This window comes from uncultured Campylobacter sp. (assembly GCF_938030815.1).
Lineage (GTDB): Bacteria > Campylobacterota > Campylobacteria > Campylobacterales > Campylobacteraceae > Campylobacter_B.
This window is the reverse complement of the sequence record NZ_CALHII010000277.1, coordinates 16,256-31,041: the sequence shown is the minus strand read 5'-3', so window position 1 is coordinate 31,041 and position 14,786 is coordinate 16,256. Positions and strand designations below refer to the sequence as shown.

The following is a 14,786-nucleotide window of genomic DNA, read 5'->3' as shown; positions in this document are numbered from 1 at the left end:
ACCGAGTCTTATATGCGATTTGCAGTAGCCCAAACCTTATCTTGCAAATCCTTGCGTTGCCTATCTCCACTCATTTAATAGTATCTCCTAAAAAATTTTATGCATATAAAATAGGAATGCTATCGATAAAATTTAGAAATTCCATACTCTAATTTTCGCAGTAAAATTATGCTTCCTAAAATTTTATCGCGGCATGGTGCCGGCAGAAGGCTGCTTGCGCTACCTTCCGCTTAGATACTCCTGCAGCGTTTTAACTTCAAGCGCAGAGTCGTCCTTTATCGAGCAGATCGAGCGCGTAGCGGCGATCGCCGCCTTCATCGTCGTAAAATACGGCAGTCTAAAGCGCAACACGCTCTGGCGGATCTTTGCGGCGTCGGTAGAGTTTGATTTGCTGTCGCTGGTATTGATGACGAGCGAAATTTCGCCATTTTTGAGCTTGTCCTCGATATTTGGGCGGCCCTCGCTGATTTTATAGACAAACTCGCACTCTATGCCGTTTTCGCCCAGCAGCTTGTGAGTGCCGCTCGTAGCGGCGATACTAAAGCCAGCGCTCGTAAGTGCGCGCGCAAGCTCCACGGCTCGCAGCTTGTCATGATCGGCTAGAGACAAAAATACCTTGCCGCCGCTTGGAAGCGCATTGCTCGCGCCGATTTGCGATTTAGCAAAGCTCTTGGCGAAGCTCTCGCCGATGCCCATCACCTCGCCGGTGCTTTTCATCTCAGGCCCCAGGATCAGATCCGCGCCCGCAAGCTTGTTGAAAGGAAAGACGCTTTCTTTGACGCAGATATGATTTTTAATACGCGGCTTTAAAATTCCCTTCTCTTCGACTAGCACGCCAAACTCATCGTAAAATTTCAAAGCCTCGCGCAAACCCCCTTGCCACATTACGCGTGTAGCGACCTTTGCCATCGGAATTCCGCTCGCCTTGCTTACAAACGGCACGGTGCGGCTCGCGCGCGGATTTACCTCGATGATGTAAAGCTCGTTTTCAAAAATCGCGAATTGAATATTCATAAGCCCCACGACGCCGAGATTTAGCGCGATCTCTTTGGTTTGGCGGCTTACCAGATCGATCATCTCCGCGCTTAGGCTAAGCGGCGGCAGAATACTCGCGCTATCGCCGCTGTGAATGCCCGCCTCTTCGATATGCTCCATTATCGCGCCGATATATACGTCGCGCCCGTCGCAGATCGCATCGACGTCAAGCTCGGTTGCGTCAAGTAAAAATTTATCTATCAGCACGGGCGAGTGGTTGCTCACGCGCACCGCCTCGCTCATATACTGCCTAAGCTCCGCTTCGCTATGCACGCGCCTCATCGCGCGACCGCCGAGCACGTAGCTAGGGCGCACGAGCACGGGATAGCCGATCGCAGCGGCCTTTTCGATCGCTTCGGCTTCACTTACGGCGGTGTCGTTTTTCGGCTGCTTGACGCCGATGCTTGCGATGAACTCGCTAAATTTCTTACGATCCTCCGCTACGTCTATCGTACGCGCGCTTGTGCCGATGATCTTGGCTCCCACGGTGCTTAGGCGCTTGGCGAGCTTTAGCGGCGTTTGGCCTCCGAAATGCACAATCACGCCGTCTGGGTTCTCGGCCTCGATGACCGCTCTAACGTGCTCGAAGTCGATCGGCTCGAAGTACAAAATATCGCTCGTGTCGTAGTCGGTGCTGACGGTTTCGGGGTTGCAGTTATACATTATCGTGGTGATGCCCATATCGCGCAGAGCGTAGCTGGCGTGCACGCAGCAGTAGTCAAACTCGATGCCCTGCCCGATGCGGTTCGGACCGCCGCCGATGATGAGGACTTTTTTATTATCTTTTGAAATTTTACGGCTTGCGATGGCGGGCGTTATGTTGGTGCTGGAGTACAGATACGGAGTAAGCGCCGCAAACTCGCCCGCACAGGTATCTACTTCGTTGTATTCAAGACCGATGCCCTGTCTGGCGCAGGCAAAATGGATGTCGTTTTGCGTAAGGCCCAGACTATCTTTTTTGTTGATCAAATTTGCGATCATCTTATCGCTAAAGCCCCAGCTCTTGGCCTGTCTCAGAAGCGCCGCGTCGTTGATGATCTCCATATCGATGCGCTCTTCAAATTTAACGATCTGCTCGATCTGGCTCAAAAACCAGCGATCGATCTTGCTAAGCTCGTAAATTTGATCCACGCTCATGCCCGCTCTAAAGCCCTGAGCGATATATAAAATTCTATCTTGCTGCGCGTTGCGAAGCCCGAAGATGAGATCCTTTTCACTTAAATTTAGCTCCACGAAGCCGAAGTAGCCCTTCTCCAGCGAACACAGCGCCTTTTGGATGCTCTCTTTAAAGCTGCGCCCGATCGCCATCACCTCGCCGATGCTTTTCATCGCAGTGCCGAGATAGGGGTTTGCGCCGGGAAATTTCTCAAACGCAAAGCGAGGAATTTTAGTCACGATATAATCGATCACGGGCTCAAAGCTCGCAGGCGTGCCGGTGATGTCGTTTTTGATCTCATCCAGGCTAAAGCCCACAGCTAACATCGTAGCTACTTTGGCGATCGGATAGCCCGTGGCTTTGGATGCAAGGGCCGAGCTGCGGCTTACGCGCGGGTTCATCTCGATGACGATCATCCGCCCCGTTTGCGGATTTATCGCAAACTGCACGTTACTGCCGCCCGTATCCACGCCGATCTCGCGTAAAATTTTAAAACTTGCGTCGCGCATCGCCTGATACTCTTTGTCAGTTAGCGTCAGAGCGGGCGCAACCGTGATGCTATCGCCCGTATGCACCCCCATCGGGTCGAAATTTTCGATCGAGCAGACGATGATGCAGTTGTCCTTATGATCGCGGATCACCTCCATTTCGAACTCTTTCCATCCAAGCAGGCTCTCTTCGATCAAAATTTCATTTATTGGGCTCACGTCTAGCCCATTTTGCGCGACCTCTTTAAATTCGTCAATATTGTACGCTACGCCGCTACCAGCTCCGCCTAGGGTGTAGCTGGCGCGAATAATGAGCGGAAAGCCGATCTCATTCGCCGCAGCCATTGCCTCTTCGATATTGTAAGCGTATTTGGATTTAGGCAGATCCATTCCGATCTTAATCATCGCTTCTTTAAATTTCACCCTATCCTCGCCCTTTTTGATCGCTTCAGGCTTGGCGCCTAGAAATTTCACCTCCGCTAGCTCGCCGCTTTCGTAAGCCTGCATCGCGACGTTTAGCGCAACCTGTCCGCCCATCGTAGGCAGGATCGCATCGACGCCCTCGCGCTTTATGATACGCAAAATGCTCTCTTTGGTGATCGGCTCGATATAAGTAGCATCCGCAAAATCGGGATCGGTCATAATGGTAGCGGGGTTTGAGTTTATTAGCACTACGCGGTATCCGAGGCTCTTTAGCGTCTTGGCAGCCTGCGTGCCGCTGTAATCGAACTCGCACGCCTGGCCGATTACGATCGGACCACTGCCGATCAGTAAAATCGTCTTAATATCATCTCTTTTGGGCATCAATTTTCCTTTGTAACGACATACAAAAACGCCGGCATCTCGGAGCTCACGTAGGGCTCTACGACGGCGCTTTTGTATAGCTTTCCGTTTTGAATCTCTTTAACCTTTCCTACCGGCACGCCGGCAAAAAAAATCCCGTCCTTGCCGCTGGTAAGCACCTCATCGCCTACCTTGGGATCGAGCCATTGCGGGATGTATCTGACTACGAGCTCGTTATTTTCGCCGCCTGCGACGCCAGGAATTTGAGCGTCACCTATGAAAACGGAGAAGTTGCTCTTTTCGTCGCGCTGCAAGATCGCAAGCGGGCGCCCGTCTTTATTTACTAAAATTCCTGCGGTCTTGCCCTCACTGATGAGGCCGTAAATTTTGTTTGGGTTAAAATTTTCAAAATTTACGAAGAATTTGTTGTAGTCGTTTAAATTTGCATAGCTCAGCGCCTTTACGAGCTGAACTTTGGGCTCGTAGACGGAGCTGTTTTTGTCGATCAAAATTTTATTCAGCTCGCCCGCGAACGTGCTAAGCAGCATCGCCGATTTTTTTAGCTCGGCGTTTTCTTCTCGTAGAGCTTTGATCGTCTCTGCCTGGTTAAAATGCTCGTTCACAGCGCTTTTTACCCGATCACTCACGCCGTAATAAACCTCTAAAATTCCTCCTGCAAATCCGATAAATTTGCCGTGGATATACGAGCCGAACGTTAGCGAAACGGCTACCAGCAAAACCGCGACGAGGAGGAGTTTGAGATTAGTCATTTGCCGCTTGTTTTAGCGATTTGATCTCTTCTAGGGCTTTTCCCGTGCCGTTTGCGACGCAAAGCAGCGGCTCGTCCGCGACGAAAACCGGAAGCTTGACGGTGTCGCTTAGATATTTATCTAATCCGCGAATGAGCGCGCCGCCGCCCGTTAGCACGACGCCGTTTTCGACGATGTCGGCGGCGACTTCTGGCTGAATGCTCTCTAAAACAAATTTTAACGCATCTGCAATCTCTCTGATCGAGTCTTTGATCGCCTCTCTAACGTCCTCGCTCGTAAGATCGACCGAGCTTAAAAGCCCGCTGATCTGGTCTTTTCCTTTGACCGTGTATGTAAGATCTTTTTGCTGTTGCACCGCCGTGCCGATCTTGATCTTGATCTCCTCGGCGGCGCGCTCGGATATGAGCAGGCTATATTTTTCTTTGACGTAATTAACGATGCTTGCGTCGATCTTATCGCCCGCGACGCGAACGGATTTGGCGCTGATGATGCCGCCTAAAGAGATGACGCCGATCTCGGTGGTACCGCCGCCGATATCCACGACCAGCGAGCCGCGCGCTTCATTTACGGGAAGGCCCGCTCCGATCGCCGCAGCCATCGGCTCCTCGATTAGATAAACCTCGCGCGCGCCCGCTATCATAGCACTTTCGCGCACGGCTTTGCGCTCGACCTGAGTTAGTCCGTAAGGTACCGAGATGATGATACGTGGACTTACGAAAAAGCGGCGCTTGTGGGTCTTTTCGATGAAATACCTAATCATCTTCTCCGTCATATCAAAATCCGCGATAACGCCGTCCTTCATCGGGCGCACCGCTTCGATATCGCCAGGAGTGCGCCCGAGCATCTCTTTAGCCTCAGCGCCCACGGCGATGATCCTTTGCTTGCCGTAGCGTTCGTTTTGTACAGCGACGACGCTCGGTTCGTTGATGATGATGCCTTTATCTTTTAGCAGCACAAGCGTGTTTGCCGTGCCTAGATCGATGCCCATATCCCTAGAAAATAATCCTAGAATCGAATCAAGTAACATTTATCCCCTTTATGCAGTTAAATTTTGTTTTACAAGTATCGGCTTAGAAACGCCATCTACGACCTCTTTTGAGATGATGACATCATAGCCCTTAAGCTCAGGCAGATCAAACATAATATCGATCATGATCTCCTCGATTATGCTGCGAAGTCCGCGTGCGCCCGTTTTGCGCTTGATCGCAAGGCTCGCGACCTCCCTTAGCGCGTCGTCGTCAAATTTTAAATTTGCGCCATCTATCGCAAAGAGCTTTTGATATTGCTTTAAGATCGCGTTTTTCGGCTCGGTTAAAATTCTAACCATCGCTTTTTCGTCGATCTCATTTAGCGTAGCCACTACGTGCAAGCGCCCGATAAGCTCGGGGATTATGCCGTAATGCACCAAATCGTCGGCCTCGACCATGTTTAGTAAATTTAAACTCTCTTTTTTGCTGCGCTTGGTTTGGTTAAACCCGAGCACGTTCTGCCCGATGCGGCGGTTGATGATCTCGTTTAGCCCGTCGAACGCACCGCCGCAGACGAACAAAATATTGGTCGTATCGATTTGGATGAAATCCTGATTTGGATGCTTGCGGCCGCCCTTCGGCGGGATATTAACGATGCTTCCTTCGATGATCTTAAGAAGCGCTTGCTGTACACCTTCGCCGCTTACATCGCGCGTGATACTGCGGTTTTCGCTCATTCGCGCGATCTTATCGATCTCATCTACGAATACGATACCGCGCTGCGCCTTCTCTACGTCGCCGTCCGCAGCCTGTAAAAGGCGGGTGAGGATATTTTCTACGTCCTCGCCGACGTAGCCCGCTTCCGTTAGACTCGTAGCGTCGCTAATGGCGATCGGCACGTCCAAAAATTTCGCCAAGGTCTGCGCCATAAGCGTCTTGCCGCTGCCGGTAGGCCCGATAAGCAAGATATTTGATTTTGAAATTTCGGTATCGTCGCCTTTCGCGTCGGTCTGCCTGAAAATTCTTTTATAGTGGTTGTAAACACCAACGCTAAAAATTTTCTTAGCGCGCTCCTGTCCGATGACGTAGCGGTTTAGAACCTCCATCAGCGCCTTTGGCTTGATAGCCTCGAAATCGATCTCTTTATTTTGATTTTGTATCGCCTCATTTTGACCCTCGCTGCCGTGGATAGCAGCGTATGCCATATCGATACAATAGCTGCAGATAGCCGCCGTACCGTCGTCGTTAGGATAGATACGACGTCCGTCTGCGCCCGTCTCACCGCAAAAACTGCACTTATTTGCCATTAAATTTTACCTTTATCTAGCGGAATTCCGCGTTTTGTGTTGATTATAAACTCGCACATCTTGCGCACGTTTTGATCGCTCGTCTCGTTTAATAAAATTTGCGCCTGCTCCTTTAAACCCCCGCCTTGGTTGAATAAAAATTTATACGCCCGATTTATCGTCTCGACCGTCTCTTTATCGAAGCGGCGGCGGATGCCCGTTAAATTTAGCCCGCGGATATAGGCGCGATTTCCCTCGGCTAGGCAAAACGGCACCACGTCCTGACTAAGCGCGCTAGCCCCTGCGATCATGCAGCTCTCGCCGATTTGGACGAACTGATGCACGGGGGTAAGCCCGCCGATAACGGCATAATCGCCCATTACGACGTGGCCTGCAAGCGTGGCGTTGTTGGCTAGGATTATGTTGCTGCCCAGCACGCAATCGTGCGCGATGTGGCAATACGCCATCATAAAGAGATTATCACCGATGCGCGTAAATCCGTCGCCCTTATGCGAGCCCGAGCTGATCGTGCAAAACTCGTGAATCGTAGCGTTTTTGCCGATGATTAGCCCCGTTCGCTCGCCATCTTCAAAGCTCATATCCTGCGGAATTTCGCCCACGATCGCGTATGAAAAAATTTTAGAGTTCTCGCCGATTTGAGTATCGCCGATGATGCGCGCGCCCTGCTTGATCGTGCAGCCGTCGCCAATTTTGGCCTGCGCGCTTACGAAAGCATACGGCTCGATCGTTACTTCGGCTCCGATCTGGGCGCCATCCTCGATGATCGCCGTGTGGTGAACTTTAGCCATCATTTATCCATTATCATCGCTTGAAGTTCCGCCTGCGCGGCCAATGTGGCGCCGTCGTTGATGTAGGCTTCGCCCTTTAGCACCCAGATACGTCCGCGGTGTTTGATTACGCTGATGCGATACTCAAGCTTGTCGCCGGGGCGAACCGGGTTTCTAAATTTAGCGTTGTCGATACTCATAAAATACACGACCTTGTCGCTTAGATCGACGCCGTCTTTCTCCATGCTCTTAAACGCCAGCACGCCGCCTGCCTGCGCTAAGCCCTCTATGATCATTACGCCCGGATAGATCGGATGCCCCGGGAAGTGGCCCTGAAAGATCTGCTCGTTGTAGGTTACGTTTTTATAGGCCTTGATGCTTTCGCCTATGCTGAGCTCTTCGACGCGATCTATCAGCAAAAACGGAAAACGATGAGGTAGGATGGAGAGGATTTCGTTTATATCTATCATTTATCTGCCTTTTTTAAAAATTTTAGAATCTTATCAAATTCTTACTAAAATTTCCCTAACGTCTAAAAATATGTGCGAGAGCCCGTAAATTTGAACTTTGGCGGCTCTTATCTCATCCGTGACGATGATCGGCGAGAGCGAGTCCGCAGCGCACAGGGCGGCACGAGCTTTATTTTGGCGCGCAAGACTCGGCGGATTTTTTAGCGCTTCGGATATGCTTTTGAAATTTGATCTTGAAATTTCGTTAAATTTCGCCAGACTTAAAATTTTAATCTCCCCCTTATCGCTGCAAAAAATTTCGCACTCTCGCTCCACGCTAAACTTCACGTTTTCGCGCGTAAAATGCGAGCCAAATAGCACAAACGAGGGCACTGCACGCCCGTCAAATTTAATCCATGCGCGCAGCAGGCGGTAGTTTAAAAACCGATCGCGCAGCACGCTAAATTTTACACCTTTTTTTTCGAGCGCACAAAGCTTTTTGTAAAATTTCAGTTTCTCCTCTACCGAAGCGGGCAGGATTTGCCGATCGATAGACGACATTAGCTCGTAAATTTCGGCGCCTTGGGCTAAATTTTGCTTCAAATCTGCCGTCAGACTTCCGTCCGAATTTCGCTCAGCCTTTCGTTGCTCATTTCGCTGCGCCGCAAGCGCGTAGATGCAGCCGCAGTAGTTTTGATGATAGAGCGCGTCTTTTTTCGCAAGCGCAAACTGCTCGTTCGTGCCGCCGTTTTTACGAAAATCGGGTGCGATAAACTCCAGTCCGCAGCGCTCACAAATACGCTGCAGCGAGGCGCAAAGCTGAGAGTGCGATTTTTTGGGACTCATAAGAAGAGTCGTGGTGATTTTACGCTCGCCCAAACTTAGCGCGAGCTCGGCCGTTTTTTGCATGCGAAAATCAAAGCAAAACTCGCAGCGCGCGCCTTTTTCGGGCTCGTTTTCAAGCCCGCGCGCGCCGTCTAGCCAGCCCTGAAAATCATACTCGCCCGGGATAAATTTAATCCCTAAATTCTCGCAAACCCGCTTTGCGTCGTGCATTCTAAGAACATATTCGCCGCAAGGGTGGATGTTGGGATCATAAAAATAGCCTATTAGCGGCTCTTGCGTGAGCTCTTTTAAGCGGCGCAAAAAATAATCGCAATCGACCGAGCAGCAGATGTGAACCAGCAAAATTTAACCCTTTGCACGAAATTTTTGGATATAATTTTACGCTATCAAAATTAATGAGCGGAAAAATGAAAAAATTTTTTATAAAACACTGGCGTAAGTTTGCTTACGGCTTGGGCGGATTTGCGCTATTTTACGTGCTCGCGGGCTTTTTCGGCGTGCCGCTTTTTATCGAAAAAGCGCTGCCTAAAATTTTAGAGGGCAGAGCAAGCTTTAGCGTGCAGGACGCCAAATTTAACCCCTTTACCTACGAGTTAAACGTTACCAAGCCGGAGCTTAGTACCTTTAAGCCGCTGTTTAGCGCGGATGAGATAAATTTAAAAATCGGTTTTTCGAAGCTTTTTAAAAAGACTCTCGCGGTAGAAATTTTGCATCTTAAATCCCCTAAATTTCACATCGAGCGCGAACAAAACGGCACCTTCAATTTTGAGCCGCTACTTTCGGAGCAAAAGAGCGAAAACAAGGATGAAAACTCCAGCTTCAACGTCACGCTGAATAATTTTAAGATCGAGCGCGGCTCTCTGGGCTACGTCGATAACTCCCTGAAAAAGCCGTTTTCGCTCATCTCGACCGAGCTAAATTATGAGATCAACGGGCTAAGCTTAAAGGACGAAACGATCGGCGAGCACGATTTAAGCGCCGTTTCGCGTACATACGACGCGCTGAGCTTCGATGGAGCCATCGACCTGGCGCCTCTTCGTCTACACGGCAAGGTAGATATCTCGCGGCTGAAAATCGATCCGTTTTGGCTATCATACCTCGATCCTAGCGGCGTGCGGTTTAAAAACGGCTTCCTTTCCGCCGAGCTGAATTACCGATTGAGCCTCGATGAAAATATAAAATTTGCGCTTGAAAACTCAAAGCTCGAGCTGCAAAGCCTAGAAATTTTGCAAGATCAAAGCTTAATTTCGCTAGACTCGCTAAAAATCCCGAGCTTTGAGCTAAATACGGACGTTTCGAATGAAATTTCAGGCAAAGTGATGATTCCGCAAGTGCTAGTTTCGGGCGCAAAATACGATATGAACGAAACCAAAATTTCCACGGGCTTTGATGGCGCGCGGGTCGCGGATTTTGCGTTGGATTTTAATAAAACGGGGGCAAACTTGCGGCTAAACTCCGCCGTAAAAAGCGTAGATCTAAACCGCTCAAGCTTTGAAAACCCGCAAATTTCGGTCGTCTCAAACGACACTAAAATCACGGGAAATTTTTTAAAATTTAACGCCGAAGGTAACGATACGGCCCTTCATACGGGTTTTGGCGCCTTTAATATCGCGGATACGCAGATTACGCTAGCGCGCAGCGATAAAATTTCGGTCGCCGCAACCGAGCTGGGCGCGTTTAGCTACGACAAAGAGGGCGCGCAAAACGGCGTAAGCCTGGAGTTCGCTAAAATTTCAAACTCCAAAATCGCAAACAAAAACGGAATTTTTAGCGGATTTGAAAGCTTCGGCGTGCAAGGGGTGAAATTTAACGTCGCGGATCTCGATCTGGGCGTGGATAAAATTTTGCTAAACGAGCCGTTTTTCAACTCGGAAGTGGGCGCGGGCGGCGCCAAAAGCATAAACGATCTGGCGATTTTAAGCGCAATCTCTAAAAATCACGCGAGCTCCAAAAAAACGGCGAGCGCGGGCGATACAAACCCGGCGGATGTAAACTCTACGGCAAGCGGCGCAAATTCGGATTCTAAAAAGCCCGCCAAAAGCCCCGCTTTAAAATTTAAGATCGGCGAGGCCTCTGTAACGGGCGCAAAGGCTAAGATCGGCGAGAGCTTTATCGTTAAAAACAACGTGCACGAGATCAAGGATTTCAGCGCCACGCTAAGCGGGCTAAGCTCAAATTTCGCCGAGCCCTTCGGTATCAAAGCAAGCCTTATCACGGGCGAAATCACCGCTAGCGCGGACGGCAAGGCTAGTATCGCGCCGCTTAACGTAGGCGTGAGCTTCAGCCTAAATGCGCCGAACTTGGGCGTCTTTAACAAATACGCCGCGGAATTTATCACGGGCTCCATCGCGGGCGAGCTTTCTACGCAAGGGCAGCTGAAGCTTTCAAACGCCTTCTCGCTCGAAGCAAAGCTATCGGGCAAAGGCTTGGCGCTAAGCTCGGGCAGGGATAAAATTTTCTCGCTTGCGTCGCTGAATGTCGCGCAAATCGCGCTAAGCCCAAGCTCTCTCACGCTAAACAAGATCGCTCTTGGCTCACCCGCGGCAAATATCTCGCTAAATAAAGATAGGCGTTTAAATTTGCTCTCGCTGATAAGACCTACCGCGCAGGCAAAACAGGCCGCAAAGCCCGCCGAAGCTGCGCCTAATAGATCCGCGAAAAGCAAGGCAAACTTTGCGTGGAGCGTAAAAAATATCTCGCTTAGCGGCGGAGGTTTAAATTTCACCGATGAGAGTCTAGCAACGCCCTTTAAACTGCGCATCAGCGATATGAAAGCAAGCATCAGCGAGATCAGTCCGAAGCGGGCGGCGGATATAAAATTTAGCTCGCTCGTAAGCGGAAGCGGGCTAGCGAGCATCACGGCGCGCGTCTATCCGCTGGATTTTAAACGCAAAAGCGATATAAACGTCGTTTTAAAGGAGATTCCGCTTGTGCCCGCATCGCCCTATACCGCCAAATATATCGGCAATGAAATCGCGGGCGGCAAGTTAAATTTAAAACTTGCCTACAAAATCGACGATGGCAAGCTAAACGCAAGCAATAATCTAAATTTAGACCGCTTCGAGCTCGGCAAAGAGGTGCAGAGCAAGGACGCGCTGAGCCTTCCGATCGGTCTAGTGGTATCGATTCTAAAGGACAGCGACGATCAGATCGATATTAGCCTGCCTCTAAGCGGCACGCTGAGCGATCCGAAATTTAGCTACGGCGCGCTGGTTTGGGGCGCGGTCAAAAAGCTGCTCTCCGACATCGTGTTAAGCCCGTTTAGATTTATGGGAAAGATCGCGGGCGTAGATACGAAAAAGCTCGAAAGTATCGATTTTGAGGCAGCGAGCAGCGAAATTTTAATCAGCGAAAACTCTAAAATAGATGATTTGGCCAAGGTCGCAAAAGCCAAGCCCGAACTTAAGATCATCCTAAACTCCGCGTATAACGAAAAGTTCGATACTCACGAGTTTAAAAGGCGCTCGCTGCAAAATACCCTCACGCTGATGTCTAATAAACAAGGTCTCTCCACGGATGAAGCCATAGCGGCGCTTAAGATCAAATACGGCATCAAATCCGGCGGCGATGAGGCGATGGAGGAGCTGATAGCAGCGCAGAAATTTACTCGTTCGCGTCTTGATGAGTTAGCCCTCGCCAGGGCGGCTGCCGTGCAAGCTGCACTCGTGCAGCGCGGCGTAAGCGCTTCTCGCATAGAGATCAAAAAACCAAGCGAAGCCGAGCTCAAACAAAACAGCTTTATCCCGCTAAGTCTCGGCGTAGAGAGGTAGTGTAAGCAAAATTTGGCTATACTAAGCGGATTAAAATTTAAGGAGCGGCGATGATAAATATAGGAATTCACGGCGGAAGCGGCAGAATGGGCACGATGATCTACGAGTGCCTGAAAAATTTCGATCAGGCACGAGCAAGCGTGATCTACACGGTCGCGCCGCTTGATTATACGCCGAGCTGCGCCGTAGTAAGCAGCTACGACGAGCTTTTTAGCGGCTGCGACGTCGTGATAGACTTCACGATCCGAGACGGCGCGATAAGCTTAATGAAATTTGCGCTTTCGCACCCAAAGCCGCTTTGCATCGGCACGACGGCTTTGGGCGAGGAGGGCGAGCGGCTACTGCGCGAATGCGGCGCGAAGATGCCCGTGTTGCACGCTACGAATATGAGCCTGGGCGTCGCGGTGCTAAACAAACTCGTAGCGCTTGCCAGCAGGAGCCTGCGCGATTTTGACTGCGAAATTTTAGAGATGCACCACCGCCACAAAAAAGACGCCCCGAGCGGCACGGCGATGAGCCTTGCACAAAGCGCCGCAAGCGCGCGCGAGCTAAATTTGAAAGACGTGCGCGTAAGCGGTCGCGACGGGCTCATTGGCGAGCGGAGCAAGGACGAGATCGCCGTGATGTCGCTACGCGGCGGCGATATAGTCGGACGCCACACCGTGGGATTTTACGGCGAGGGCGAGTTCATCGAGCTAAATCATACGGCGACTTCGCGCGCGACCTTTGCCAGAGGCGCGATAAAGGCAGCGGTATGGCTAGCGGCCCAAAATAGCGGGCTTTACGGCATAGACGACTGCTTAGGAATCTAGGCTTTGCGGCTAAATTTAAGAGGAAAAAATGCCAACCAAAGATGAAATTTTAAATTTTTTGCGCGAGCTAAAGCCCGAGCTTGAAAGCTTTGGAATTTACAAAGTCGGACTATTTGGCAGCTACGCCAAAAGCAGAGCGAAAATCACCGAGATGTTTAAAATTTCAGCCGATCTATTTGATGAGGCGCCGGCAAAATGCCGGACGGCAAGCCGTCAATGATAAAACAAAATAAATATAGATAAATTTCTAAAAAATAAAATTTAAGAGGTTAGAAAATGTGCGCAATCGTGGGAGTCATAAATTCCGAAGGTGCGGCTAAAACCGCGTATTACGGGCTTTTTGCCATGCAGCACCGCGGTCAGGAGGCAAGCGGCATCAGCTCGAGCTTTAATCATCACATCAAAACGATCAAAGCCACGGGGCTTGTGACGGAGGTTTTTAGCCCCGCGAGTTTTGAGCTTTTAAAGGGCAACATCGCGATCGGTCACAACCGCTACGGCACCGCGGGCGCAGACAGCCTGAAGGACGCGCAGCCGGTAGCCGGCAACTACGCTCTGGGGGAGATCTCGATCGTTCATAACGGAAATTTGATCAATAAAGACGAAATCCGCCGCAAGCTCGTAAGCGAGGGGGCGATCTTTCAGTCCAACATGGATACCGAAAACATCCTGCACCTCATCTCGCGCTGTAAGCAGGAGCATCTAAAAGACCGTATCATCGAGGCGCTAAATCAGTGCGTGGGTGCGTACTCGCTTCTGATCCTGAGCCGCTCGAAAATGTTTGCCGTGCGCGATCGCTACGGCGTGCGTCCGCTCAGCATCGGCAGGCTCAAAGACGGCGGCTACATCGTCGCGAGCGAGACCTGCGCGTTTGATCTCGTAGGGGCCGAGTTCGTCCGCGACGTAAAGCCTGGCGAGATGGTAATTTTCGAAGAGGGCAAGGATGAGTTTAGCTCAGTTCAAATTTTAAAAGCCGCGGAGGCTAGAATTTGCGCGTTTGAATACATCTACTTCGCGCGCCCCGACAGCGTCGTAGAGGGCAAAAACGTATATGAGGTCAGAAAAAAACTGGGCGCGGCGCTCGCGCGAAAATGTAAAGAGCTAAAAGCCGATTTCGTCGTGCCCGTACCCGATAGCGGCGTGCCGGCGGCACTTGGTTTCGCGCAAGAGAGCAAGCTGCCCTTCGAGATGGCGATCGTGCGCAACCACTACATCGGCCGTACCTTCATCGAGCCGACGCAAGAGGTGCGAAATTTGAAGGTCAAACTCAAGCTAAATCCGATCGCGGCGGCACTTCGCGGCAAAAGCGTCGTCGTTGTGGACGATAGCATCGTACGCGGCACTACGAGCAAAAAGATCGTCGAGCTTCTGCGCCATGCGGGCGCGGCGCGCGTGCATATGTGCATCGCAAGCCCCGAGCTAAAGTATCCCGAGCGCTACGGCATCGACACGCCGAGCGTGCGCGAGCTGATCGCCGCAAATATGAGCACGGATGAAATTTGCAAATTTATAGGCGCCGACAGCCTCACGTTCCTTAGCGTGCCCGAGCTCGTAGAGGCGCTTGGGGGCGAGCGCAAATACTCGCTCGTAAGCTTCGACGGCGATTATTTTATCAAAGATTAGCGAATTTAAAGG

General features: G+C 50.8%; 11 protein-coding genes. 4 read left to right on the top strand and 7 right to left on the bottom strand.

Going from position 1 to position 14,786, the window contains the following annotated elements:
• Positions 1–219 precede the first annotated feature (219 nt).
• The 7 genes from carB to Q0277_RS10315 are packed head-to-tail and all read right to left on the bottom strand — an operon-like array spanning position 220 to position 8,911.
• Entirely contained in the window at positions 220–3,483 is a 3,264-nt protein-coding gene (carB, locus tag Q0277_RS10345; RefSeq protein ID WP_297997771.1) for a carbamoyl-phosphate synthase large subunit, read from the bottom strand.
• Positions 3,483–4,232: a rod shape-determining protein MreC gene (mreC, locus tag Q0277_RS10340; protein WP_297997769.1), complete on the bottom strand. Its 750-nt coding sequence runs from the start codon at positions 4,230–4,232 to the stop codon at positions 3,483–3,485. The genes carB and mreC overlap by 1 nt, the downstream gene beginning before the upstream one ends.
• The gene (locus Q0277_RS10335; RefSeq protein ID WP_005869818.1) at positions 4,225–5,259 is read right to left on the bottom strand and encodes a rod shape-determining protein; all 1,035 of its coding nucleotides are present in this window, start codon (positions 5,257–5,259) and stop codon (positions 4,225–4,227) included. Before Q0277_RS10335 ends, mreC begins: the two co-directional genes overlap by 8 nt.
• A gap of 9 nt (positions 5,260–5,268) precedes the next feature.
• Positions 5,269–6,507, bottom strand: coding sequence for an ATP-dependent protease ATP-binding subunit ClpX (clpX, locus tag Q0277_RS10330; RefSeq protein ID WP_297997767.1), 1,239 nt, complete (start codon positions 6,505–6,507; stop codon positions 5,269–5,271).
• The gene (gene lpxA, locus Q0277_RS10325) at positions 6,507–7,295 is read right to left on the bottom strand and encodes an acyl-ACP--UDP-N-acetylglucosamine O-acyltransferase (RefSeq protein ID WP_297997765.1); all 789 of its coding nucleotides are present in this window, start codon (positions 7,293–7,295) and stop codon (positions 6,507–6,509) included. The genes clpX and lpxA overlap by 1 nt, the downstream gene beginning before the upstream one ends.
• Positions 7,295–7,744: a 3-hydroxyacyl-ACP dehydratase FabZ gene (gene fabZ, locus Q0277_RS10320; RefSeq protein WP_295152775.1), complete on the bottom strand. Its 450-nt coding sequence runs from the start codon at positions 7,742–7,744 to the stop codon at positions 7,295–7,297. Before fabZ ends, lpxA begins: the two co-directional genes overlap by 1 nt.
• A gap of 33 nt (positions 7,745–7,777) precedes the next feature.
• Entirely contained in the window at positions 7,778–8,911 is a 1,134-nt protein-coding gene (locus tag Q0277_RS10315; protein WP_297997763.1) for an epoxyqueuosine reductase QueH, read from the bottom strand.
• Between the two features lie 65 nt (positions 8,912–8,976).
• Between Q0277_RS10315 and Q0277_RS10310 the strand changes: the two genes are divergently transcribed.
• From Q0277_RS10310 to purF, 4 genes are read left to right on the top strand one after another with little or no spacing between them, the layout of a single operon-like run.
• The gene (locus tag Q0277_RS10310) at positions 8,977–12,339 is read left to right on the top strand and encodes a DUF748 domain-containing protein (protein ID WP_297997762.1); all 3,363 of its coding nucleotides are present in this window, start codon (positions 8,977–8,979) and stop codon (positions 12,337–12,339) included.
• A 50-nt stretch (positions 12,340–12,389) separates the two neighbouring features.
• The gene (gene dapB, locus Q0277_RS10305) at positions 12,390–13,151 is read left to right on the top strand and encodes a 4-hydroxy-tetrahydrodipicolinate reductase (protein WP_297997760.1); all 762 of its coding nucleotides are present in this window, start codon (positions 12,390–12,392) and stop codon (positions 13,149–13,151) included.
• A gap of 28 nt (positions 13,152–13,179) precedes the next feature.
• Positions 13,180–13,371: a hypothetical protein gene (locus Q0277_RS10300; RefSeq protein WP_297997758.1), complete on the top strand. Its 192-nt coding sequence runs from the start codon at positions 13,180–13,182 to the stop codon at positions 13,369–13,371.
• A 56-nt stretch (positions 13,372–13,427) separates the two neighbouring features.
• Positions 13,428–14,774 carry an amidophosphoribosyltransferase gene (purF, locus tag Q0277_RS10295; protein ID WP_297997757.1) on the top strand — a complete coding sequence of 449 codons (1,347 nt, stop codon included), beginning with the start codon at positions 13,428–13,430 and terminating at the stop codon, positions 14,772–14,774.
• The last annotated feature ends 12 nt before the right edge of the window (positions 14,775–14,786 follow it).